21 protein-coding genes are annotated in these 21,627 nt (G+C 65.1%); 18 read left to right on the forward strand and 3 right to left on the reverse strand.

All coding sequences use genetic code 11. The annotated features are described in order from the left end of the window. The first annotated feature begins 206 nt into the window (after window positions 1-206). Genes nirB through AC1C2Q_RS18560 form a run of 5 tightly spaced genes read left to right on the forward strand, consistent with a single transcriptional unit; the run spans window position 207 to window position 6,210 of the window. Entirely contained in the window at window positions 207-2,786 is a 2,580-nt protein-coding gene (gene nirB, locus AC1C2Q_RS18540; protein WP_495451326.1) for a nitrite reductase large subunit NirB, read from the forward strand. Continuing rightward, complete coding sequence (gene nirD / locus AC1C2Q_RS18545) at window positions 2,783-3,157, forward strand: nitrite reductase small subunit NirD (RefSeq protein ID WP_495451327.1); 375 nt, start codon at window positions 2,783-2,785, stop codon at window positions 3,155-3,157. The genes nirB and nirD overlap by 4 nt, the downstream gene beginning before the upstream one ends. A gap of 1 nt (window position 3,158) precedes the next feature. Then, entirely contained in the window at window positions 3,159-4,394 is a 1,236-nt protein-coding gene (gene cobA, locus AC1C2Q_RS18550) for a uroporphyrinogen-III C-methyltransferase (RefSeq protein WP_495451328.1), read from the forward strand. Beyond that, on the forward strand, window positions 4,382-5,524 hold the full coding sequence (locus tag AC1C2Q_RS18555; RefSeq protein ID WP_495431655.1) for a uroporphyrinogen-III synthase: 1,143 nt from the start codon (window positions 4,382-4,384) through the stop codon (window positions 5,522-5,524). The genes cobA and AC1C2Q_RS18555 overlap by 13 nt, the downstream gene beginning before the upstream one ends. Further along, on the forward strand, window positions 5,521-6,210 hold the full coding sequence (locus AC1C2Q_RS18560; protein ID WP_495451329.1) for a sirohydrochlorin chelatase: 690 nt from the start codon (window positions 5,521-5,523) through the stop codon (window positions 6,208-6,210). Before AC1C2Q_RS18555 ends, AC1C2Q_RS18560 begins: the two co-directional genes overlap by 4 nt. 55 nt (window positions 6,211-6,265) lie before the next feature. Here AC1C2Q_RS18560 and AC1C2Q_RS18565 read toward each other — a convergent pair whose 3' ends face one another. Together AC1C2Q_RS18565 and AC1C2Q_RS18570 are read right to left on the reverse strand one after the other, a co-directional pair. Next, complete coding sequence (locus AC1C2Q_RS18565; RefSeq protein ID WP_495451330.1) at window positions 6,266-7,237, reverse strand: formate/nitrite transporter family protein; 972 nt, start codon at window positions 7,235-7,237, stop codon at window positions 6,266-6,268. A gap of 146 nt (window positions 7,238-7,383) precedes the next feature. Next, complete coding sequence (locus tag AC1C2Q_RS18570) at window positions 7,384-7,674, reverse strand: hypothetical protein (RefSeq protein WP_495428900.1); 291 nt, start codon at window positions 7,672-7,674, stop codon at window positions 7,384-7,386. Between the two features lie 95 nt (window positions 7,675-7,769). On the opposite strand from AC1C2Q_RS18570, the gene AC1C2Q_RS18575 reads away from it, so the two are divergent. From AC1C2Q_RS18575 to AC1C2Q_RS18630, 12 genes are all read left to right on the forward strand, one after another. Next, window positions 7,770-9,104 (forward strand): replication-associated recombination protein A, encoded by a 1,335-nt coding sequence (locus tag AC1C2Q_RS18575; RefSeq protein WP_495428901.1) that lies wholly within the window; start codon window positions 7,770-7,772, stop codon window positions 9,102-9,104. A 172-nt stretch (window positions 9,105-9,276) separates the two neighbouring features. Then, window positions 9,277-9,906, forward strand: a complete 630-nt coding sequence (rpsD, locus tag AC1C2Q_RS18580; RefSeq protein ID WP_495428902.1) for a 30S ribosomal protein S4 — start codon at window positions 9,277-9,279, stop codon at window positions 9,904-9,906. Between the two features lie 114 nt (window positions 9,907-10,020). Beyond that, the gene (locus AC1C2Q_RS18585; protein ID WP_495428904.1) at window positions 10,021-10,209 is read left to right on the forward strand and encodes a hypothetical protein; all 189 of its coding nucleotides are present in this window, start codon (window positions 10,021-10,023) and stop codon (window positions 10,207-10,209) included. 67 nt (window positions 10,210-10,276) lie between these two features. After that, window positions 10,277-12,937: an alanine--tRNA ligase gene (alaS, locus tag AC1C2Q_RS18590; protein WP_495451331.1), complete on the forward strand. Its 2,661-nt coding sequence runs from the start codon at window positions 10,277-10,279 to the stop codon at window positions 12,935-12,937. Beyond that, a complete protein-coding gene (ruvX, locus tag AC1C2Q_RS18595) occupies window positions 12,934-13,407 on the forward strand; it encodes a Holliday junction resolvase RuvX (RefSeq protein WP_495428906.1) in 474 nt (157 codons plus the stop codon). Before alaS ends, ruvX begins: the two co-directional genes overlap by 4 nt. A gap of 2 nt (window positions 13,408-13,409) precedes the next feature. Then, window positions 13,410-14,822 (forward strand): endolytic transglycosylase MltG, encoded by a 1,413-nt coding sequence (gene mltG, locus AC1C2Q_RS18600; protein WP_495451332.1) that lies wholly within the window; start codon window positions 13,410-13,412, stop codon window positions 14,820-14,822. Window positions 14,823-14,826: 4 nt separating this feature from the next. Continuing rightward, window positions 14,827-15,648, forward strand: coding sequence for a shikimate dehydrogenase family protein (locus AC1C2Q_RS18605; protein ID WP_495451333.1), 822 nt, complete (start codon window positions 14,827-14,829; stop codon window positions 15,646-15,648). A gap of 4 nt (window positions 15,649-15,652) precedes the next feature. Further along, a complete protein-coding gene (gene aroC, locus AC1C2Q_RS18610) occupies window positions 15,653-16,882 on the forward strand; it encodes a chorismate synthase (RefSeq protein WP_495428909.1) in 1,230 nt (409 codons plus the stop codon). Continuing rightward, window positions 16,869-17,387: a shikimate kinase gene (locus AC1C2Q_RS18615; RefSeq protein ID WP_495428911.1), complete on the forward strand. Its 519-nt coding sequence runs from the start codon at window positions 16,869-16,871 to the stop codon at window positions 17,385-17,387. The genes aroC and AC1C2Q_RS18615 overlap by 14 nt, the downstream gene beginning before the upstream one ends. After that, window positions 17,384-18,472 (forward strand): 3-dehydroquinate synthase, encoded by a 1,089-nt coding sequence (aroB, locus tag AC1C2Q_RS18620; RefSeq protein ID WP_495428912.1) that lies wholly within the window; start codon window positions 17,384-17,386, stop codon window positions 18,470-18,472. The genes AC1C2Q_RS18615 and aroB overlap by 4 nt, the downstream gene beginning before the upstream one ends. Further along, window positions 18,469-19,020: a GNAT family N-acetyltransferase gene (locus AC1C2Q_RS18625; protein ID WP_495428914.1), complete on the forward strand. Its 552-nt coding sequence runs from the start codon at window positions 18,469-18,471 to the stop codon at window positions 19,018-19,020. Before aroB ends, AC1C2Q_RS18625 begins: the two co-directional genes overlap by 4 nt. After that, entirely contained in the window at window positions 19,017-19,463 is a 447-nt protein-coding gene (locus AC1C2Q_RS18630; protein ID WP_495451334.1) for a type II 3-dehydroquinate dehydratase, read from the forward strand. Before AC1C2Q_RS18625 ends, AC1C2Q_RS18630 begins: the two co-directional genes overlap by 4 nt. On the opposite strand, the gene AC1C2Q_RS18635 is transcribed toward AC1C2Q_RS18630, so the two are convergent. After that, window positions 19,453-20,898, reverse strand: a complete 1,446-nt coding sequence (locus tag AC1C2Q_RS18635) for an MDR family MFS transporter (protein ID WP_495451335.1) — start codon at window positions 20,896-20,898, stop codon at window positions 19,453-19,455. The two genes, AC1C2Q_RS18630 and AC1C2Q_RS18635, sit on opposite strands and share 11 nt — an antisense overlap. A gap of 72 nt (window positions 20,899-20,970) precedes the next feature. Between AC1C2Q_RS18635 and AC1C2Q_RS18640 the strand changes: the two genes are divergently transcribed. Continuing rightward, complete coding sequence (locus AC1C2Q_RS18640; protein ID WP_495428917.1) at window positions 20,971-21,588, forward strand: TetR/AcrR family transcriptional regulator; 618 nt, start codon at window positions 20,971-20,973, stop codon at window positions 21,586-21,588. Window positions 21,589-21,627: the final 39 nt, after the last annotated feature.

The raw sequence follows: 21,627 nt of genomic DNA on the forward strand, positions 1-21,627 counted from the left end.
GTGCTCCTTGCGCGGTCAGCCCGCGTGAGGGGGGAAGGGACGCTGTTCAGCCTAGTACGCGCGGAGCGATGTGCGATGAGGCCTCACCCCTCACGACGTCGTTATCGATTTGTGAGGAGAACGTTCGACGGGCGTAACGGGAGCCGCCCGGTTGGTGAAACAACGCGCTCGTAGTGTCTGGACAACCCCGAACCGCAGGAGCCGCCATGAATGAGAAGACCGTGACCGAGTCCCAGATTCTTGTCGTCGGCGCCGGGATGGTCGCGCACCGGTTCGTCGAGAGCCTGCTCAGCCGGGCTGAGGGCGGAGTGCACATCACTGTCGTTGGTGACGAGGGTCGTGGCCCATACGACCGGGTAGGACTGACCAGCTACTTCTCCGGTGCGACGCCCGATGACCTGGTGTTGGACCGATCGGTTTTCGACGACGAGCGGGTCACGCTGATCCCCGGCGAGCGCGTGACGCGCATTGATCGGCGCACACAGACCGTGGTCACTCGTGATCAAGGAGTGATCGCCTACGACACGTTGGTGCTCGCCACAGGTTCCTACGCCGCGCGCGTTGCGGTCGACGGCGCGGATCTGCCCGGATGCTTCGTCTATCGCACGCTCGACGATGTTCAGGCGCTGCGCCGATTCGTGCAGCAGCGCAGTGGTGAGCTCGGGCGCCCGTTGCGGGGTGCCGTGATTGGCGGGGGCTTGCTGGGACTCGAGGCCGCCGGCGCGTTGCAGGGGCTCGACGTGGACTGCACCGTGGTGCAATCATCCGATCGCCTGATGTCTGCACAGCTTGACCTGGCAGGCGGCAGCATGTTGCGGCGTCTGATCGAAGCGCGGGGGATCTCCGTGCGCACAGAGTCGCGTACGACGCGTCTTGACCCGGACGAGTCCGGTGCTGTCACAGCGTTGGAGTTCCAGGACGGCAGTTTTCAGCGTGCGGACGTCGTGATCTTCACCGTCGGCGTGCGACCGCGCGATGAACTCGCCAGAAACGCCCAGCTCGAAGTACATCCCCGTGGCGGCGTGCTGATTGACGATCGCTGTCGCACCAGTGACCCAGCGATCCTCGCGATCGGTGAAGTCGCCAACTTCGACGGGCGCAGCGTCGGTCTCGTCGCCCCCGGCTACGCGATGGCCGAGGTCGCAGCGACCCGTCTGCTCGGGGGCGATGCCACCTTCCCCGGTTATGACGAGTCCGCCAAGCTCAAACTCTCCGGTGTCGACGTCGCCAGCTTCGGCGATGCGTTCGCTCAGACCCCGAACGCCCTTGACGTGGTCTATGCCGACCCCGTGGCAGGTGTGTACAAGAAGCTGGTGTTGTCGGATGACGCGCAGACGCTGCTGGGAGGCATCCTCATCGGTGATGCTTCGGCATACGGCTCGCTGCGTCCGCTGGTCGGCGCGCGTCTCGGCGCGGATCCCGTCGCTTATCTGATGCCGGAAGGCGGTGTGGAGGCGCCCGGCGGGGAGTTGCCGGACGCCGCGGTCGTCTGCTCATGCTCGAACGTCACGGCCGGTCGAATCCGTCAGGCCGTCCACGAAGAGGGCTGCATGGACGCGGCAGCGGTCAAGGCGTGCACCAAGGCCGGCGCGACCTGCGGCTCGTGCGTGCTCATGGTCAAGAAAGTCGTGGGACAGGAGCTCACGAAGCTTGGCCAGACCGTGTCGAACGCGCTCTGCGAGCACTTCGACATGTCTCGCCGGCAGCTTTTCGATGCGGTCAGGGTCGCCGAGCTGACGACGTTCAGTGCCGTTGTCGAGCGCTTCGGTCGCGGTCGAGGCTGCGATATCTGCAAGCCCGCTCTCGCCAGCATCCTGTCGGTCCTGGTCGGCGCGCACGTCCTTGACGGCGAGAACGCGACGCTGCAAGACACCAACGATCACGTCATGGCCAACATGCAGAAGGACGGCACATACTCGGTGGTGCCGCGGATGCCGGGTGGGGAGGTGACGCCGGCCGGTCTGGTCGTGATCGGACAAGTCGCGGAGGACTTCGGCCTGTACACCAAGCTCACCGGCGGTCAGCGCATCGACATGTTCGGCGCGCGACTCGAGCAGCTGCCGCTGATCTGGCAGCGCCTCGTCGACGCGGGCTTCGAGTCGGGGCAGGCCTACGGCAAGTCGCTGCGCACGGTGAAATCGTGCGTCGGCTCGACCTGGTGCCGCTTCGGCGTGTTGGATTCCGTGGGCATGGCCGTGCGGTTGGAACTGCGCTATCGCGGGCTGAGGGCGCCGCACAAGCTCAAGATCGGCGTCTCTGGCTGCGCACGCGAGTGCGCTGAGGCGAGGGGTAAGGACGTCGGAGTTATCGCGACCGAGACGGGTTGGAACATGTACGTCGGCGGCAACGGCGGTTTTACGCCACGGCACGCCGAGCTGCTCGCGTCCGACCTCTCCGACGAGCAGCTGATCCAGGCGATCGACCGGTTCTTCATGTATTACATCCGCACCGCCGATCGATTGCAGCGCACTGCGCCGTGGTGCGAGGAACTCGAGGGTGGACTTGCCGGGCTCAAGGAGGTCATCTTCGATGACTCGCTGGGCATCTGCGCGGACCTCGACACCGCCATGGTCCGACACGTCGACAACTACGAGGATGAATGGGCGGCGACCCTGCGGGACCCGCAAAAGCTGAAGCGGTTCGAATCATTCGTGAACGCCGCCGAGACTCCGGATCCTTCGCTCGCTTACGTCGCGACGCGGGGTCAGATGCGGCCTGCGACTGCTGAGGAGCGGGAACTTGGCGGCGTGATGATCGCGGGAACAACACTGGAGGTGCGCCGATGACGCTCATGATCGATCACGCGACTGCGGTGCGCGTGTGCGCGATACAGGATCTCGAGGTGGAGCGCGGACGCGCGGCGCTCCTCGGCAGCGAGCAGGTCGCGTTGTTCCTGCTGCGTGACGGCAGCGTGCACGCAGTGTCGAATTTCGACCCGTACAGCGGCGCGCATGTGATCTCGCGCGGGATCGTCGGCACCAGGGGAGATGCACCAACGGTCGCCTCGCCAATGCATAAGCAGGTGTTCGATCTGCGCACCGGAGAATGCGTGGAGAGCCAAGGAAAGCCGTCAGCGCATCTCGCGGTCTGGCCGGTACTGCGTGACGGAGACGAGGTCTATCTTCAGACCCCAGTGACTGCGAACGAGGAAGGCTGACATGACCACGATGCTCGGGCTGTCATTGACCGGACGCCAGGTGTTACTCGTGGGCGGTGGGGTCGTCGCCGCTCGTCGCCTCGGCCGGTTCCTTGCCGATGGCGCCGTAGTGCGGGTGGTGGCGCCGCAGCTTGCTCCGCAGACGAGGGCTCTCGTTCACGAACATGGCGTCGAATGGGCGGAGCGCGGCTTCGACGTCGGTGATGTCCAGGACGTGTGGCTCGTGCACACGGCGACCGGCGACACGGCGATCGACCGTGAGGTCGCTGCGCTGTGTGAGCAGCGTCGAGTGTTCTGCATCAATGCCTCAGATGGTGCGCACGGCAGCGCCAGGATGACCGCTCAGACGACGTCGGGGGAGGTCGTCATCGGTGTCGCCAGCGAAGTAGGGGCTGATCCGCGAAGGGCCGCCGGTGTGCGTGACGCGATCGAAGGGCTGCTCGAATCTGGACGGCTTCCACTTCGGCGGCGTCGCACGGCCCGCGCCGGCCGGGTGGACCTCATCGGCGGAGGACCAGGCCCGGTTGACCTCATGACGGTGCGCGCGAGACGGCTGCTCGCCGAGGCCGATGTCGTGATCGCTGACCGACTCGGTCCGACCGGTGAGGTCCTGGCTGAGCTCGACCCGGACGTGCTCGTCATCGATGTGGGCAAGCGGCCGCACCATCATCCTGTGCCGCAGGACCAGATCAATGCGCTTCTGGTCGAGCATGCCGCCGCAGGAAAGCGGGTTGTACGACTCAAGGGTGGCGATCCGTTCGTCTACGGACGAGGCGGTGAAGAGGTCATCGCCTGCCAGCAGGCCGGTATCCCGGTCGAGGTGACTCCAGGCCCGTCGAGCGCGATCTCCGTGCCGCAGGCGGCTGGCATCCCCGTCACCCATCGAGGTACCGCATCCGCTTTACATGTCGTGAACGGTCAGGGCGAGGTGTCTGAAACGACGTTGCGTTCGTTGGCGGACGCGCAGGTGACCACCGTGATGCTGATGGGAGTAGCGGCGCTACCGAGGGTGGTGGATGCTGCACGCGCTCACGGCATCAGCGACAATCTCCCGATGGCGATCGTGGAGAACGGCCACACGCCACGGCAGAGGACGACTCGCAGCACACTGGGTGCGGTGGTTGCCGACGCTGCGGCGGTGGGTGTCAGTAACCCTGCCGTGATCGTGTTCGGCGAGGTGGCGCGCGCGGGGCTGCTCCTGCCGGACCCTGCGCAGGTGGGAGAATCCAATACGTGACCTCCCGCAGGATTCTGGATGCCGCCCTCGTTGGCTGCACGATCGTCGTTGCCGCTGACAGGCGCGCTGGCGATCTCGCGAGCGCACTGGAGCGACGCGGGGCACAGGTCTACCGTGCCCCGGCGTTGAGCGTCGTCCCCAACGCAGATGACGAAGAGCTCATTAAACGCACGCGCGAACTGGTGGCGAGCCCACCCGACATCGTCGTTGTGACGACTGGGGTAGGTTTTCGCGGCTGGATCGACGCGGCCCATGAGCACGACCTTGCCGAAGCGCTCACCGGTGCGCTGCAGGACACGCAGTTCGTTGCCAGAGGTCCGAAGGCCCATGGTGCGATTCAGCAGGCCGGTTTCACCGCCGACTGGGTCGCGGAGTCCGAAACGGCCGCGGAGGTGGGGGAGTATCTGCTCTCAGCATCCCTCACGGGCAAGCGTGTGGCGGTGCAGCATCACGGCGCAGGGTCTGACGGCCTCGATGAACTCCTCGCTGGTGCGGGTGCCGACGTAGTGAGTCTCACCGTCTACCGCTGGGGACCGCCGCCTGAGCCGCACCTGGTCGAACGTTCGGTCACCCAGGCGGCGTCCGGTGAGGTCGACGCCGTGCTGTTCACGTCCGCGCCAGGTGCTGCGGAGTGGATTCGCTGCGTAGAGCGGCTGCAGGCGACGGATGCGATTCGGCAACGCGCGGCATCTGGGCGTCTGCTGCTCGCGGCCGTCGGACCGGTCACCGCCACGCCACTTCAAAATGCCGACTTTCACACGACCATCGCGGAGCGCGGGCGCCTCGGTTCCCTTGCCCGTTGCGTGATCGGCTACTTCGGTGCGGGTGGGGCAGCACCGGAGCTGGCGACCACGTCTGGAATCCTCTCGATGCGCAGCGGTGGGGCGGTCGTCGATGGCGAGTTCATCGCGCTGTCGCGAGCTGGGGCGAGTCTGCTCGGAGCACTGTTCGACGGCGGAGGACGTGTGCTTTCCCGCGAGCAGATCGCGCAGTCGCTGCCGCGTGCAGGCCAGAACGCGCACGCTGTCGAGATGGCAGTTGCTCGAGTGCGGGAAGCGCTCGGAGACATCGATGTCGTCAAGACCGTCGTGAAGCGCGGCTATCGCCTCGCCGTGAAAGAGCCGGTATGACGACGCTCATCGCATGCTCCCACGGGACCAGCGATGCCGCCGGGCAGGAAGCGATCCGCACACTGGTCGAGTCGGTCAGGCTACTGCTACCTGATGTGCGAGTCGTCGCGGCCGTCGTCGACGTCGAGCAGCCGCAGATCGGCGAGGTGCTGGAGCGCGAAGCGGGATCAGACGGAGTGATCGTCGTTCCGCTGCTGCTGTCAGTCGGCTACCACACGGCTGTCGACATCTCTCAAGCGGTGGGTCAGCATGCCGGCGCGCGTCAGGCCGAGCCGCTTGGGACGCATCCGCTGATCGCAGATGTTCTTGTTGATCGCCTGGCGGCCGCGCTTCCTGACGGCTGGTTGCCGGGTGATCATGTTGTGCTCGCCGCCGCAGGTTCCAGCAACTCCGCGGCCATGACGGATGTCGAGAGCGTTGCCGAGCGACTGCGCGCTCTGATTGCTGTCCCGGTCACCGTCGGGTATGCCTCTGCGTCGGTTCCCCGGATCGGGAATGCGGTGGCAGCGGCGCGTGCGAGTGGTGCGACACGCGTCATCGCCGCCAGTCACGTACTGGCTCCTGGATTCTTCGCCGGACTCATCGCTCGCGCAGGCGCTGACGTCGTCAGCCTTCCGCTCGCTCCCGATGCACGCATCGCACGGGTGATCGTCGACCGTTACCTCGCGGCGTCGGCGACGGCCTGACGCATAAGAATGTCCCGGTGAGCTTCGGTCTCACCGGGACATCCTTGTTCTCTGATCAGCGGACGCTGACCGGCTCATGGGCGCGATCGGTCGCTGCGGGTAGCTCGACGACAGGCTGTGCTGCCGTGACGGGCGTGCTGGACGCCGTGGCGGCGGCTGTGTCGGCAACGCCGACGGCGGTGTCATCGACGACTTTGGCGCCGCCGGTGCGCTTGTTGGCGCGAATCTTGCGTACAGCGGGACGGCCGTGGGTGATGTACAGCGGGAGACCCACGAAGAGCAGCCCCCCGACGAGGTTACCGACCACAGTGGGGATCTCGTTCCAGATCAGGTAGTCCATGATCGTGAAGTCGGCGCCGAGGAGCAGACCGGACGGGAAGAGGAACATGTTGACGATCGAGTGCTCGAACCCCATGTAGAAGAACAGCATGATGGGCAGCCACATCGCCAGGATCTTGGCGACCACGTTGTCCGAGATCATTGACAGCACGACTCCGGTGGAGACCATCCAGTTGCAGAGCACGGCACGGATGAACAGCGTCAGCATGCCAGCTGCTCCGTGTTCGGCGTAGCCGACTGTGCGGCCGTGACCGATCTCGCTGATCGCCTCACCGACCGCACTCGGCTCAGTGGAGAAGCCGTATGTGAAGTAGATCGCCATCAGGATCGCGACCATAAATGCGCCGCCGAAGTTGCCGAGGAACACGAGACCCCAGTTTCGGAACATCGCACCGAGCGTTGCCCCTGGCCGCTTGTCGAGCACGGCCAAAGGGCCAAGAGTGAAGACGCCGGTGAGGAGGTCGAAGCCGAACAAGTAGAGGATGACGAAACCGACCGGGAACAGCAAGGCCCCCAGCAGGGGTTGCCCGGTGTTCGTGGAGACGGTGATCGCGAAGGCGGCCGCGATGGTGAGGAGAGCTGCGCCCATGAAAGCGCGGATGAGTGTGTCACGCACTGACAGCTGCATCTTGTAAGCGCCGGCGTCGACCATACGGGTGACGAGTTCGGCGGGCTTGACGTAGGACACGGGCGACCTCCACGGACGGATCAAATGAGCACAGGAGCTGAGCTTTGACCCAGCGTGACTCACCGGCGTTTCCGACAGAGGTGCCGATCGTTACAGGTGTGGAGCCAAACTCTCACATCTGTGGTGCGCGTGCGTGAAGTACTGGCCTATTCGCCAGCGATGTCGGCCGGGAACAACTCGGCGAACGGATTCTCGAGCGGTGCTGGCGTCGAGGTCTCGGTCGGCTCCGGCTCAGGTGCTGTGACAGCGGCGTGCACAGACTGGCTGGCGATCGCGCCGACGATGATCAGACCGCCCACAATGCCTGCGATCGTGTTGTCACGCACACGACGACTGATCTGGCCATCGTGCCATGCCGTGCGAGCCGCATACAGCCGGGCACGCTCGGTCTCTGCGCGCGAGCGCTGGGCGTTCTTCGATCCACGGACGGCCATCATGTTCCTTCCAGCGACACCTCGCCTGGGCGCCGTCTGCGAGCCTACCGTCACTGCGGCGGTGCGCCGGTGTCTGCCGTGCGCATTAGCCTGGATTCATGACATCCGCACCACTGCTCTCGGGACAAACGCCCCTTGCCGTGCGGATGCGCCCCGTGTCGCTCGACGAGGTCGCGGGCCAACAGCACCTGCTGCGTGCTGGCTCTCCGATCGTTGCGCTGGCCGACCCTGAGGCAGCGTCGCCCGGTGCGGTCTCGATAATTCTCTGGGGTCCGCCAGGCACAGGCAAGACGACGCTCGCACAGTCGATCGCGCGCTCCTCCGGGCGTCGATTCGTCGAACTTTCTGCGATCACCGCTGGTGTGAAAGACGTGCGCGAGGTGATGCAAGAGGCAATCACGCAGCGCGATCTCTACGGACAGACCACGATTCTGTTCCTCGACGAGATCCACCGCTTCACGAAGGCGCAACAGGATGCGCTGTTGCCCGGGGTCGAGAACGGTTGGGTGATTCTCATCGCCGCGACAACCGAGAATCCGTCCTTCTCGGTGATCTCTCCCTTGATGTCGCGCTCATTGCTGCTGACGCTGCAGCCGCTCACTGACGATGACATTGCGCTGCTCATCGATCGAGCTGTCTCCGATGCCCGGGGACTGAACGGCACCGTGTCGATCGAGGATGCTGCGCGTGCCGCGCTCGTACGGCTGGCCTCTGGCGATGCGCGCCGCGCGTTGACAGGGTTGGAGGCCGCTGCTGCTGTGGCGCAGTCCTCAGTCGCCGAAACAGACGACGGCGTACCGGCGATCACCGACGAAGATGTCGCTCAGGCCGTCGACCGGGCGTTGCTGCGTTACGACCGTCAAGGGGACGAGCACTACGACGTCATCAGCGCGTTCATCAAATCGATCCGCGGGTCGGATCCGGATGCCGCGCTGCATTACCTCGCCCGCATGATCGAAGCTGGGGAGGACCCGCGCTTCATCGCGCGTCGTCTGGTGATCTCAGCCTCCGAAGATATCGGCCTTGCCGACCCGCAGGGGCTTGTCATCGCGGTAGCCGCTTCTGACGCCGTCGCGTTCATCGGCATGCCGGAGGGGCGCATCCCGCTTGCCGAGGCGACCGTATATCTAGCCACGACGGCGAAGTCGAACGCCGCCTACCTCGGGATCAACGCGGCCATCGCTGATGTGCGTGCGGGGAGTTTCGGTCGGGTGCCTCCACATCTGCGTGACGCGCACTATCCCGGTGCCAAGCGCCTCGGTCATGGCAAGGGCTACGTCTATCCGCACGACAGCGAGCACGGCGTCGTGCCGCAGCAATATCTTCCAGACGAACTCGATGGTCGCCGCTATTACCAGCCGAAGGGGTTGGGAGCCGAGCGCGACATCTCAGCACGGCTGGAACGCATCCGCCGCATCCTCGACGATCGCTGAATTGGCACGCGCGGCGGTCTGTTAGACTTGGGCGGTTCGAAACAGAGTTTTCGGGCATCCCTTCGTTCACTCCCCACCTTCTCTGCGCCCCGGCGTGCGCCTGAAGGCAGAACGCCGGAGATACGTCCGTGAGCCGTGAAAGTCACGTCCACGTCATCGGAAGGAATACTTCGTGGTTACGAAGTCCCAGGACCGCCGCAAGGTCCGCCTGTCCCGTGCCCTCGGCATCCCCCTCACACCGAAGGCTGCCCGCTACCTCGAGAAGCGTCCCTACGCTCCGGGCGAGCACGGCCGCACCAAGCGCAAGACCGACAGCGACTACGCCGTCCGCCTGCGCGAGAAGCAGCGTCTGCGTGAGCAGTACGGCATCCGCGAGAAGCAGCTGCGTATCGCGTTCAACGAGGCTCGTCGCGTTGACGGCCTGACCGGTGAGAACCTGGTTGAGCTCCTCGAAATGCGTCTCGACGCCCTCGTCGTCCGTTCGGGCTTCGCCCGCACCACCGCGCAGGCTCGCCAGATGGTCGTGCACCGTCACATCATGGTCGACGGCCAGCTCGTCGACCGCCCGTCCTTCCGCGTGAAGCCGGGTCAGGTCATCCACGTCAAGCCCAAGAGCGAGGGCACCGAGCCCTTCCAGGTGGCAGCAGCCGGCGGTCACGCCGAGGTGCTTCCTCCCGTTCCCGGCTACCTCGAGGTTGAGCTCGACAAGCTTCAGGCTCGTCTGCTTCGTCGTCCGAAGCGCGCTGAGGTCCCCGTGACCTGTGAAGTGCAGCTCGTCGTCGAGTACTACGCAGCTCGCTAAAGCTCTTTCAGAGAGTTTCTGCACAAGAGGCGTCGGGGATCTCCCGACGCCTCTTGTCGTTTCCGCATACGATGGAGAGACCGCGCTTCGCGGTCCAAGGGCGAGGATGACGACATGAAGAATCTGCTGTGGTTCCTGATCGGTGTGATCGGCGGGTTCGTCGCTGCCCATTTCATGAACAAGGACCCACGCGGACACGTCCTTCTGTCGGATGTCGACGCACGCATCACCGAGTTCACTGCGATCCTCGGCGACTCATTCCGCGAGCAGGAAGCTCGCCTGGTCGAGCCGCTCGACCGCTGATCATCAGCGCCGGACACCGCGATCGGCGTGGTGCCCATCCGCCTCACACAAGGACAGCCGTACTCCTATGAACACTGCGGACATCGCGCAGCGCTATCTCAACTTCTTCGAGAAGAACGATCACACGATCGTGCCATCCGCATCGCTCGTGAGCGACGACCCGACGGTGATGTTCACTATCGCCGGGATGGTGCCCTTCGTGCCCTACCTGACTGGTCTCGTTCCCGCGCCCTACTCGCGCGCGGCAGACCTGCAGAAGTGCATCCGCACTAACGACATCGAAGAGGTCGGCAAGACCGCGCGCCACGGTACTTTCTTCCAGATGCTCGGCAACTGGTCGTTCGGCGATTACTTCAAGGAAGGCGCGATCGCCTACGCGTGGGAGCTGCTGACTTCATCTGAGGCCGATGGTGGTCTCGGGTTCGCTGAGAAGGACATCTGGGTCACGGTCTACGACACCGATGACGAGGCTGCTCAGCTGTGGCAGAAGGTCGCGGGACTTCCCGCCGAGCGTATCCAGCGCATGGGCAAGGAAGACAACTACTGGCACACCGGCCAGCCTGGCCCCGCTGGCCCCTGCTCGGAGATCTACATCGACCGTGGCCCCGCCTACGGCCGCGATGGCGGTCCGATCGTCGACGACAACCGATTTACCGAGATCTGGAATCTCGTGTTCATGCAGGAGATGCTCTCTGAAGTCCGATCCAAGGTCGACTTCGACATCGCAGGACCCCTGCCGAAGAAGAACATCGACACCGGCATGGGCCTTGAGCGCGTCGCGATGTTCAAGCAGGGCGTCGAGAACATGTACGAGACCGACCAGGTCCGTCCTGTGCTCGACCGCGCTATCGAGATCTCCGGCCGCAAGTACGGCGTGAACCACGAGGACGACGTGCGTTTCCGCGTCATCGCCGACCATGTGCGCTCTTCGCTCATGCTGCTCTCAGACGGTGTGAAGCCTGCCAACGACGGTCGCGGATACATCCTGCGTCGTCTGATGCGTCGCACTGTCCGCTCCATGCGCCTGCTCGGCGTCGATGCGCCAGTGTTTCCGGAGCTGTTCAGCGCATCCCGTGACGCGATGAAGTCGGCGTACCCGGTGCTGGAAACCGAGTGGGATCGACTCTCCGGCCTCGCCGTTGCAGAGGAAGAGACCTTCCTGCGCACCCTCGCACAGGGGTCCACAATTCTTGATCTGGCACTGGTTGACACCAAGAAGGCCGGCAAGCAGACGCTCGCGGGCCCCGAAGCTTTCCTGCTGCACGACACCTACGGCTTCCCGATCGATCTCACGCTCGAGATCGCCGAAGAAGCAGGGCTCAACGTAGACCGCACGGCATTCGATGATCTGATGCTCGAGCAGAGGACGCGTGCGAAGGCCGACGCCAAGAGCCGTCGCCGCCAGCTTGCCGATGTCTCTGTGTATGGCGAGTTCCGTGCGCTCGGCTCGACCGGTTTCGCCGGTTACACCGATCTCGACATTGAGTCTCGTGTGCTCGGGATCCTCGTCGACGGTCAGCCCGCGACTTCGGCGAGCGAAGGCCAGGTCGCTGAGATCATCCTCGCCGAGACGACGCTGTACGCAGAGTCTGGTGGACAGGTCGCAGACAAGGGCACGATCATCGGTGCCGGATTCGAACTCGACGTCCTCGATGTGCAGAAGCCGGTCGCCGGCCTCATCAGTCATACCGTGCAGGTTGCCAGCGGAACCGTTGCAATCGACGATCGGGCCACGGCGCTCGTGGATGCGGGAAATCGCCGCGCCGCACGCCAGGCACACTCGGCGACGCACCTCGTGCACGCAGCGCTTCGCGACACACTCGGCGCCAACGCAACTCAGGCCGGATCACTCAACCGTGCCGGCTACATGCGTTTCGACTTCTCGTGGTCGCAGGCGCTGTCTGCCGACACGCGCACTGAGATCGAAGACATCACGAACCGCGCTGTGCAGGACGCCCTCGAAGTGACGACGCGCATCGTTTCGCTCGATGAAGCCAAGGAAGCCGGCGCTATGGCGCTGTTCGGTGAGAAGTACGGCGATGTCGTGCGTATGGTCGACATTGGCGGTCCGTGGTCGCGCGAGCTCTGTGCGGGAACGCATGTGAGCTCCAGCGCCGAGATCGGTCTGGTCAGCATCGTGGGGGAGTCCTCGGTTGGGGCCTCCAACCGTCGTATCGAAGCACTCGTCGGTCAAGATGCCTTCCGTGAACTCGCTGCAGAGCGCGCGATCGTCTCCCAGCTGACCGCAGCGTTGAAGACTCCGCGCGAGCAGCTTCCGGAGCGTATCGCCGAGATCGCTGCGAACCTGAAGACCGCGGAAAAGCGCATTGCGCAGTTCGAAGCCAAGGAGCGCGAGGGGCGAGTTCCTGCGATCGCCGAAGCCGCAGAACGCGTTGGCGCTTACCGCGTTGCTGCTCTCTCGATTGGCGAGGTCGGTTCTGCCGACGACGTTCGTGGTCTCGCGTTGAGCGTGCGTGAGCGTCTTGGATCTGACGCCGCGGTTGTTGCTCTCGGCGCTATTGCCGCTGGTCGCCCGATCGTCGTGGTCGCCACGAACGATGCGGCCCGCGCTGTCGGCGCCAAGGCCGGAGCGCTCGCGAAGCGCGCAGCCGCTGTGCTCGGTGGCGGTGGCGGCGGTCGCGACGACGTTGCTCAGGGTGGCGGCACGGATGCCTCGGCACTCGGCGCTGCGCTCGAGACCGTGACTCAGGAGCTTCGCGGCGCGTGAGTGGGTTCCGTCGCGGTGTGCGACTCGGCATCGATGTCGGCAAGGCGCGAATAGGAGTCTCGCGGTGCGATCCCGACGGGATGTTGGCCGTGCCTGTGGAGACGGTGCCGCGCTCGGATGCCTCGCTCGCACGGATCTCAGAGCTCGCTGCGGAGTACGAACCGCTCGAGTTCGTCGTGGGGCTTCCGGTCAACATGCAGGGTACCGACACCCCCTCGACGACGGATGCACGTGAGTTCGCAGCAGCTCTGCAGCGGCTCACCGGGGTGCCGGTGCGCATGATGGACGAGCGGCTGAGCACCGTCACCGCGCACGCAGCTTTGCGCTCTTCGGGGAGAAATCAGCGAAACTCTCGTAGCATTGTCGATCAGGTCGCGGCAGTAGTGCTGCTGCAGCACGCGATTGACACGGAGAAGAGCACCGGTACCCCGGCCGGTGTTGCTGTTCCGCTTGATGAGGAGTCCTCCTGAGCATGCCCGAACGTGACACCCCTGCCAACGGCTCGAACTCTGTTTCTGACGATCTGTTTGCGAATCTTCCAGAGCCCGCGCACCGCGCACCAGTGTCCGACGCAGCGCCGCCCGTGCCTGGATCGCGCCGCGCGATGCGAGAAGCCTCGGCATCCGGAACGCCGACGGCGCCGTCTGAGGGTGCGCCGTCTGAGGGAGCGCCGTCTGACATCTCGGAGCCGGCCGCGAGCGAACCGAATATTTCGACCGCGCCTGAGCCAGCGCCCGAGCCGAAGAAGTCATCGACTTCGTCGCTGGATGACCTGTTCCGGCCGGATCACGATGACATGTTGGGCGCTCCGCGGAAGAAGAAGCGCCGCACCGGTTGTTTCGTGGCGCTCATCATCGTTCTCGTGCTGATCGGTGGAGCCGTCTACGGCGGGTTCTGGGCGATGAACACCTACGGTGACAAGATCAATGAGGTCATGGGCTGGGGTGAGCCCAAGGATTGGGAGCCGGGGCTCGCCACTGGCGAGGTCATGGTCACAATCCGCGAGGGTGATACCGGTGGGCCGGTCTCTGCGACCCTGTTCGAGTCAGGCGTCACCAAGACAGAGGACGTGTTCTACGACTACCTCGTCAAAGAGGGCGTCGACTTCACGGTGTACCCCGGAATTTACACACTTCAGGAAAAGATGACGGCCGCGGCAGCGCTCGAAGCGCTGAACGACCCCGCCAACAAGCTGGAGAACACCGTCGGCATCGCAGAGGGCGGCACGATCGAATCTTCGCTGCCGTTGATCAGCGAGAGCATCGGCATCCCGGTGGAGGATCTGCAGGCTGCCGTCGCCGACCCGAGTGCATACGGCGTTGCCGCCGACACTCTCGAGGGGTGGCTGTTTCCCGCCGTCTACACATTCGACCCCGAGGTCACCGCCACACAGGTGATCCAGCGGATGGTCGATCGGACTCGCGAATCGCTGACCGCGGCGAGCGTTCCTGCCGGGGATGAGAACCGGGTTCTCACGATCGCCTCCATCATCGAGCGGGAGGGTCGCACGGACGACTTCGGCAAGGTCTCGCGCGTGATTCAGAACCGCCTTGACGACGGCATGATGCTGCAGATGGACTCGACCGCGCAGTTCGGCTACGGAGAGCTGCACGCCGGCGTCGTCAGCACCTCGGAAGAAGCACAGTTCGACGAAAACCCTTGGAACACGTATGTGATCGAGGGGCTCCCGATCGGTCCGATCGCGAATCCGGGTGATGCGGCGATCGATGCCGCGATGCATCCGGTCGATGGACCGTGGTTCTATTTCGTGACGATCAACCCGCAGAGCGGCGAGACAGTGTTCTCGACCACATATGCGGAGCATCAGGCGGCGATCGAGGTCTGGCACGAGTGGTGCCGGGCCAACCCCGATCAAGGATGCTGAACGCATGACGGGGCATCGCCTCGCCGTCTGGGGTGATCCGATCGCCCACAGTATGTCGCCGGCGCTGCACGGCGCCGCATACCGAGTGCTGGGCCTTGATTGGGAGTACGGACGCCGACAGGTGGATGCCGCGGGCTTTGCCGCCGCATTCGACGCTCTCGACGGTTCTTGGCGGGGGCTCTCATTGACGATGCCTCTCAAAGAACAGGCATTCCGGGTCGCTGCGAGCCGCGATCGTCATGCTGAGTTGACCGGAGCAGTGAACACGCTTCTGCTCGGAAGCGCCCCGGCGGGCTTCAACACAGACGTCGGAGGGATCATCGATGCCCTTGCCACCAGCGGTGTGAACACTGCGGAAAGCGCGCGCATCATCGGGGCCGGCGCCACAGCATCGTCTGCGATGGTCGCGGCAGCGGAGATCGGTGCGCAGCGCATCGACGTCCGCGCACGCCGTCCAGAGAGCACCGAGGCGATACGAGCAGTGGGGGAGAAGCTCGGAATCGCCGTCACCGTAAGTGGTTTCGATGCGCCGTCCGCTTCGGTGGATCTGACTATTGCAACGCTGCCAGGCGGAACAGCGCTCGACGACTCGCTCGCAACATCGCTCGCGGCCGGTGGTGGCACGCTGCTCGACGCAGCCTACGCGCCGTGGCCCTCTGCTTTGGCCACCGCGTGGCAGCACGAGCAGGTGATCTGCGGGCTCGAGATGCTTCTTCACCAGGCGGTGCGCCAGGTGCGCATCTTCGTGAACGGTGATCCGCTGCAGAAGCTTGAGAACGAAGCCCTCGTGCGTGACGAAATGCGGTCGGCTCTCGTGGGAGACTAGAGCAATGCTCCGCGTGCTCACGGCCGGCGAATCTCACGGTCCAGAACTCATTGCCGTTATGGAAGGGCTGCCGTCCGGCGTCCCGATCTCCTCCGAGGCGATCCAGGCCGACCTCGCTCGACGCAAGCTCGGCTATGGTCGCGGCTCTCGGATGAAGTTCGAGCAGGACGAACTCACCATCTCCGGCGGTGTGCGCCACGGCAAGAGCCTCGGCAGCCCCATCGCACTGCGCATCGGCAACACTGAGTGGCCGAAGTGGATCGAGGTGATGAACCCCGAGCCGGTCGAGATCACCGACAAGTCCCGGGGGCGTTCGGCACCGCTGACTCGGCCTCGCCCCGGTCACGCCGACCTCGTCGGCATGCAGAAGTACGACTTCGATGAGGCCCGTCCGATCCTGGAGCGCGCCAGCGCACGCGAGACCGCCGCACGGGTGGCACTCGGCGCCGTTGCGCGTTCGTTCCTCAGCGAACTCGGCATCCGCCTCGTCAGCCACACACTCTCGATCGGCCCAGTGCGCGTCCCCGACGACGCCCCGCTGCCAACTGCTGATGACGTCGATGCGCTGGATGCAGATCCGCTGCGCTGCTTCGACGCCACCACCTCTGCGCTGATGGTCGCTGAGGTCGATGATGCCCGCAAGGAAGGCGACACCCTCGGCGGCATCGTCGAAGTGCTTGCCTACGGCCTTCCGCCGGGGCTCGGCTCACACGTGCACTGGGACCGCAGACTGGACGGCCGCCTTGCGCAGGCGCTCATGAGCATCCAGGCGATCAAGGGCGTCGAGGTCGGAGACGGCTTCGAGACCACTCGTCGTCGCGGTTCCGCCGCTCACGACGAGCTCTTTGCTGCGGAGGCGGGGATCACCCGCTCTTCTGATCGTGCCGGCGGCACGGAGGGTGGCATGTCCACTGGCACTGTGCTGCGCGTGCGCGCAGGCATGAAGCCGATCGCCACGGTTCCGCACTCGCTGCGGACGATCGACACTGCGACCGGCGAGGCCGCGACTGCACACCACCAGCGCTCTGACGTATGCGCCGTTCCCGCAGCCGGAGTCGTTGCCGAAGCAATGGTGGCCGTCGAGCTCGCGAACGCCGTGCTGGAGAAGTTCGGTGGCGACAGCATCCGCGAGACGCGCCGCAATGTCGAGAGCTATCTCGCTGCGATCCCGGCTGAGTTGCGTACCGCACCCGCTTCCGAAGCCGCGTTGATCGCCCACGATGAGCAGTCCTGAACAGCTGACACTCGTGCTCGTCGGCCCGATGGGTGCGGGCAAGACGAGCGTCGGCAGGCAGGTCGCCAAACGACTCGGCGTCGGCTTCATCGACACTGACAAACGCATCGTCGCTGCGCACGGGCCGATCCCCGAGATCTTCGCGCAGCACGGCGAGGAACACTTCCGCGCCCTCGAGAGCGCTGCTGTCGCCGATTCGCTCGGGCAAGGCGGAGTCATTTCCGTCGGCGGTGGCGCCGTCACCTCGGCGCAGACGCGGGAACTGCTGCGTCAGCATCCGGTCGTCTTCCTTGCTGTCACGGCGGAAGCGGTGTCCGCGCGCATCCGCACTGGCGGACGACCGATGCTCGCGGGCGACGAAGACCCACTGGAACGGTGGAAGACTATCTATGAAGAGCGTCGCGCCTGGTACGACGAGGTCGCGACCGTGACATTCGACACCTCTCGACGTCCGATGCAGCGCATCGCCGACGAGATCGTTGCCTGGAGGAAGAACCTGATATGAGCACGACCACCATCAGTGTCACAGGACAGGCGGAGTACGACATTACGATCGGACGCGGCATCCTCGATCAGGTGTCTGCCGCGCTCGACCCCGCAGTTCGCAAGGTTCTCGTCGTGCACCCGCCGACGCTCGGTGCCCGCGCGGCGGAGCTGCGCGACAGGCTGCTCGCCGACACCACGAACGGTCAGCGCGAGGTGCTGCTGGCCGAGGTGCCAGATGCCGAGCAGGGCAAGCGCATCGAGGTCGCAGCCTTCTGCTGGCAGGTCATGGGACAGTCCGACTTCACGCGCACCGATGCGGTGGTCGGTTACGGCGGAGGGGCCGTGACAGACCTGGCCGGATTCGTCGCTGCCACGTGGCTGCGCGGCGTGCAGATCATCCAGGTTCCGACGACCGTGCTCGGCCTTGTCGATGCCTCCGTCGGCGGCAAGACCGGTGTGAACACCGCCGAGGGAAAGAACCTGGTCGGCGCCTTCTGGCCACCGCTCGCCGTGATCGGCGATCTGGATGAGCTCGCCAGCCTCAGCGCGCACGAGGCGACCGCGGGATTCGCCGAGGTTGTCAAGGCCGGATTCATCTGGGCTCCGGAGATTCTCGACATCATCGAGGCTGATCCCGCGCGCGCCGTCGATACGACCACGCCGGAGTTCCGTCGAGCCGTCGAGCTTGCGATCGATATGAAGGCACGTGTCGTCTCGGAGGACTTCCGTGAGGCCGGTCAGCGCGAGATCCTCAACTACGGGCACACTCTCGGTCACGCGATCGAGCATGCGGAGCGCTACCGCTGGCGCCACGGCGCGGCGATCTCCGTTGGCATGATTTTCGCAGCCGAGATCTCGCGGCTGGCGGGCCGGCTGTCTGATGTGAACGCAGACCGCCACCGCTCCGTGCTGGAGTCGCTTGGATTGCCGACTAGCTATCGTGCTGGCGCATGGCCGCAGCTGTTGGCGAGCATGCAGCGCGACAAGAAGAGCCGCGGCGGGATGCTGCGCTTCATCGTCCTCGACGACATCGCCAAGCCCACCGTGCTGCAGGCTCCGGATGAGTCGCTGCTGTTTGCCGCCTACCAGGAGGTCGGGGCATGAGTGTCACCATTCGACGCGTGCGCGCAGAAGAGTGGCGGCTGGTGCGTGATCTGCGGCTGGATGCGGTTCGCGACCCCGCGGCACCCGTCGCCTTCCTGCACTCTTACGAAGAAGAATCTTCGCACGCCGATGAATTCTGGCAGAACCGCTCTGCAGGAGCCGCTGAAGGCGATTCTGTAGCGCAGTTCGTCGCTGAGGCTGACGGGTCGTGGGTCGGAACGCTTTCCGTGCTGCGCTGGGCTGTGGGATCCAACGACTACAACGATCGTCCGGTGACCATTCCGACCGCCGGCGTGGTCGGTGTCTTCGTACGCCAGGAGCACCGTGGGCAGGGCGTCATCGATGCGCTGTTTGATGCGGCTGCCGGATGGAGCGACGCTCTCGGCGATGTTCAGCTCACGCTGGACGTGCACACGGAGAACGAGCGTGCTCAGGGTGCCTACCGGCGACTCGGTTTCGCGGATACCGGGCGACGATTCACCGCGTCGATCGGTGTGGAGATCGAGATGGCGCGATCGCTCGGCGCTGGGGATAGGGTGCAATCGTGACTACACCTCGCCGTATCCTGCTCGTCAACGGCCCGAATCTGAATCTGCTCGGCACGCGTGATCCCGAGGTGTACGGCACCGCGACGCTGGCAGACGTCGAGCGGATCACTGCCGATGCCGCATCAGCCGTGGGCTTCGAGGTGCGCAGCATCCAGAGCAATCATGAAGGCGTGCTCATCGACGCGATTCACGCGGCGCGTGAGGATTGCGTCGGCATCGTGATCAACCCCGGCGGTCTCACGCATACCTCCATCGCGCTTCGCGACGCGCTCACCGGCGTGCTGCTGCCGTTTGCCGAAGTACACATCTCCGACGTCAACGCGAGAGAAGAGTTCAGGCGCTTCTCATACCTGCATGACGTCGCCGCAGTGCGCGTGATCGGCGAAGGCGCAAACGGCTACGCGAACGCCGTTCGTCAGCTCACAGCGCTCATCAGGGACTGATTCTCGCCGCCGGCGCGGCTGGCGCGATCTCGGCCTTCTTCCGCGGCGCGGCAGGCAGAAGAAGACAGACCAGGATCGCCACCGCCGACATCCCGGCAGCCCACCAGAACGCGACATCGAATCCGTCGGCGAGTCCGGCGATCGAGGTGGCGTCCGCCACCGCTGATTCCAGGATCACCACGAGAACGGCCGTGCCGAAGGCGCCGCCCAACTGCTGCGCGAGCCGCGTGATGATGCTCGCGTGCGGAACGTCATCGCGGTCGAGACCGACATAGGCCACCGACATTACCGGAATCATCACCGCTCCCATGCCGAAGCCGCGCACCAGCAGCACGATGAGCAACCACACCTGGTTCGTGGATGCATCTGCTAAGGCGAACGGAATCGTTGCGACGGCGAGCAGCAAGAACCCGCTCATCGCCACCACGCGCGCGCCGATGGTGTCGGTGAGGCGGCCGGCGAGAGTGCGGCTCAGCAGCGCCCCTATGCCCTGCGGAATGAGCAGGAGTCCGGCCGCGAGTGCATCCGCCCCTCGGACCTGCTGGAAGAACAGCGGAAGGAGCAGCATGCCGCCGTACACGGCGATGCTGGACAGGAACAGCACCGCACTCGACGATGACACCGCCCGCTGACGCAGCAGTCGGACGTCAACGAGCGCGCCGTCTGCCTTTCGCACCTGCGACCAGGCGAATGCCGCCAGGAGGATGAGCCCGACTCCGACGGGTGCCCAGAAATCGACGCGGGTCAGTCCGCCGTCACCACCTGCGTTCGAGAGCCCGTAAAGGATTCCGGCAACGGCGGGGGAGATGAGGATGAGTCCGACCCAGTCCAGGACGGCGGAGCCCTTCGGACCGTCAACGGGGATGAAGCGCCAGGCGAGGGCAAGCCCGAGGAGGCACAGCGGCACGTTGACCCAGAAGATCGACCGCCAGCCGAGGCCGTTCAGCAGCAGCCCGCCGATCGTCGGGCCCAGGATCGGACCGAGCGCCGCAGGCAGGCTGACCATCGCCATGAGCCTGCCCATGGAAGCCCCCTTGGGTACCTGTTGGATCGCGAGTGTCGCCATCAACGGCATCATTAGACCGCCGCCGATGCCCTGGACGACGCGGAAGGCGATAAGGCTCGTGGCATCCCACGCGAAGCTGCATGCTATTGACGCGAACAGGAAGATCGTGAGCGCGGTCATCCACACACGCCTGCCGCCGAATCGCGCCTGCGCCCAGCCGACGACGGGGATCGCCACGGCCAGGGCCAGCAGGTATCCCGTGGTGACCCACTGGATGGTGCTGAGGGGGACCTCAAGCTCGCTGGCGAGCGTCTTCAACGCGATGCTCATGATCGTGCTGTCGAAGATGACGGCCATGCCCCCGACCACAAGTACCAACGCCGTGACGATGGCGTTGTGTGGGAGCGCGACGGTGCGAGTTCCGGTCACAGAATCCTCCAATAAGCAACAGTGGTGTATCTAATTAAATGGAAGCGTACGCCGTTGAGATAAGATACACAAATGGATCTTCAGAGGCAGTCCCGCCGGCGCGGCGAAGAACTGAACGCTGCAATCCTCGACGCCGCGTGGCTGCAGCTGCAGGATGCCGGATACGGCAGCTTCACGATCGACGCGGTCGCCGAGCGTGCCGGCACGAGCCGCTCCGTCATTTACCGCCGCTGGGAGGACCGTGGGGCGCTGCTGGAAGCGACCCTGGCCTTCGGGCTCGCGCAGGATCGCCCCGAAGTGCCGGACACGGGAGCACTGAGGGAGGACATGATCGAGCTCCTGCGTCGCTCGAATGTCTCACGCGGTCGCCTTGCGCCCCTTCTCAGCGTGCTGGTCGCCGCGTACTACGCCGACTCCGGACGCAGCTTCGCCGACGTGAGAGAGCTCTTCTTGAGCACACTGGGCGTCCGGCCTGCCACCGAGGAGATCCTGGAGCGCGCAGTGACGCGCGGGGAGGCAGACCCCGCTCGGCTCACGCCGCGGGTACAAACAGTGGCATTCGACCTGTTTCGACACGACCTGATGATGACGATGCGCGAGATCGACGACGCCTCGATCGAGGCGATCGTGGATGAGGTGTTCCTGCCGCTCGTGCGCCCCTCTGACCGGGGATCCGTTCCCGCGGCGTGAGATCCCGTAGAATCGACTGTCGGCCGCAACCATCGAACC

This window comes from Microbacterium sp. Y356 (genome assembly GCF_059445355.1).

Bases quoted from the DNA above. Each gene is read 5' to 3' on its own strand.
- nirB (WP_495451326.1), top strand. From the start codon at position 207: ATGAATGAGAAGACCGTGACCGAGTCCCAGATTCTTGTCGTCGGCGCC.
- nirD (WP_495451327.1), top strand. From the start codon at position 2,783: ATGACGCTCATGATCGATCACGCGACTGCGGTGCGCGTGTGCGCGATA.
- cobA (WP_495451328.1), top strand. From the start codon at position 3,159: ATGACCACGATGCTCGGGCTGTCATTGACCGGACGCCAGGTGTTACTC.
- AC1C2Q_RS18560 (WP_495451329.1), top strand. From the start codon at position 5,521: ATGACGACGCTCATCGCATGCTCCCACGGGACCAGCGATGCCGCCGGG.
- AC1C2Q_RS18570 (WP_495428900.1), bottom strand. From the start codon at position 7,674: ATGATGGCCGTCCGTGGATCGAAGAACGCCCAGCGCTCGCGCGCAGAG.
- AC1C2Q_RS18575 (WP_495428901.1), top strand. From the start codon at position 7,770: ATGACATCCGCACCACTGCTCTCGGGACAAACGCCCCTTGCCGTGCGG.
- AC1C2Q_RS18585 (WP_495428904.1), top strand. From the start codon at position 10,021: ATGAAGAATCTGCTGTGGTTCCTGATCGGTGTGATCGGCGGGTTCGTC.
- alaS (WP_495451331.1), top strand. From the start codon at position 10,277: ATGAACACTGCGGACATCGCGCAGCGCTATCTCAACTTCTTCGAGAAG.
- mltG (WP_495451332.1), top strand. From the start codon at position 13,410: ATGCCCGAACGTGACACCCCTGCCAACGGCTCGAACTCTGTTTCTGAC.
- AC1C2Q_RS18605 (WP_495451333.1), top strand. From the start codon at position 14,827: ATGACGGGGCATCGCCTCGCCGTCTGGGGTGATCCGATCGCCCACAGT.
- aroC (WP_495428909.1), top strand. From the start codon at position 15,653: ATGCTCCGCGTGCTCACGGCCGGCGAATCTCACGGTCCAGAACTCATT.
- AC1C2Q_RS18615 (WP_495428911.1), top strand. From the start codon at position 16,869: ATGAGCAGTCCTGAACAGCTGACACTCGTGCTCGTCGGCCCGATGGGT.
- aroB (WP_495428912.1), top strand. From the start codon at position 17,384: ATGAGCACGACCACCATCAGTGTCACAGGACAGGCGGAGTACGACATT.
- AC1C2Q_RS18625 (WP_495428914.1), top strand. From the start codon at position 18,469: ATGAGTGTCACCATTCGACGCGTGCGCGCAGAAGAGTGGCGGCTGGTG.
- AC1C2Q_RS18640 (WP_495428917.1), top strand. From the start codon at position 20,971: ATGGATCTTCAGAGGCAGTCCCGCCGGCGCGGCGAAGAACTGAACGCT.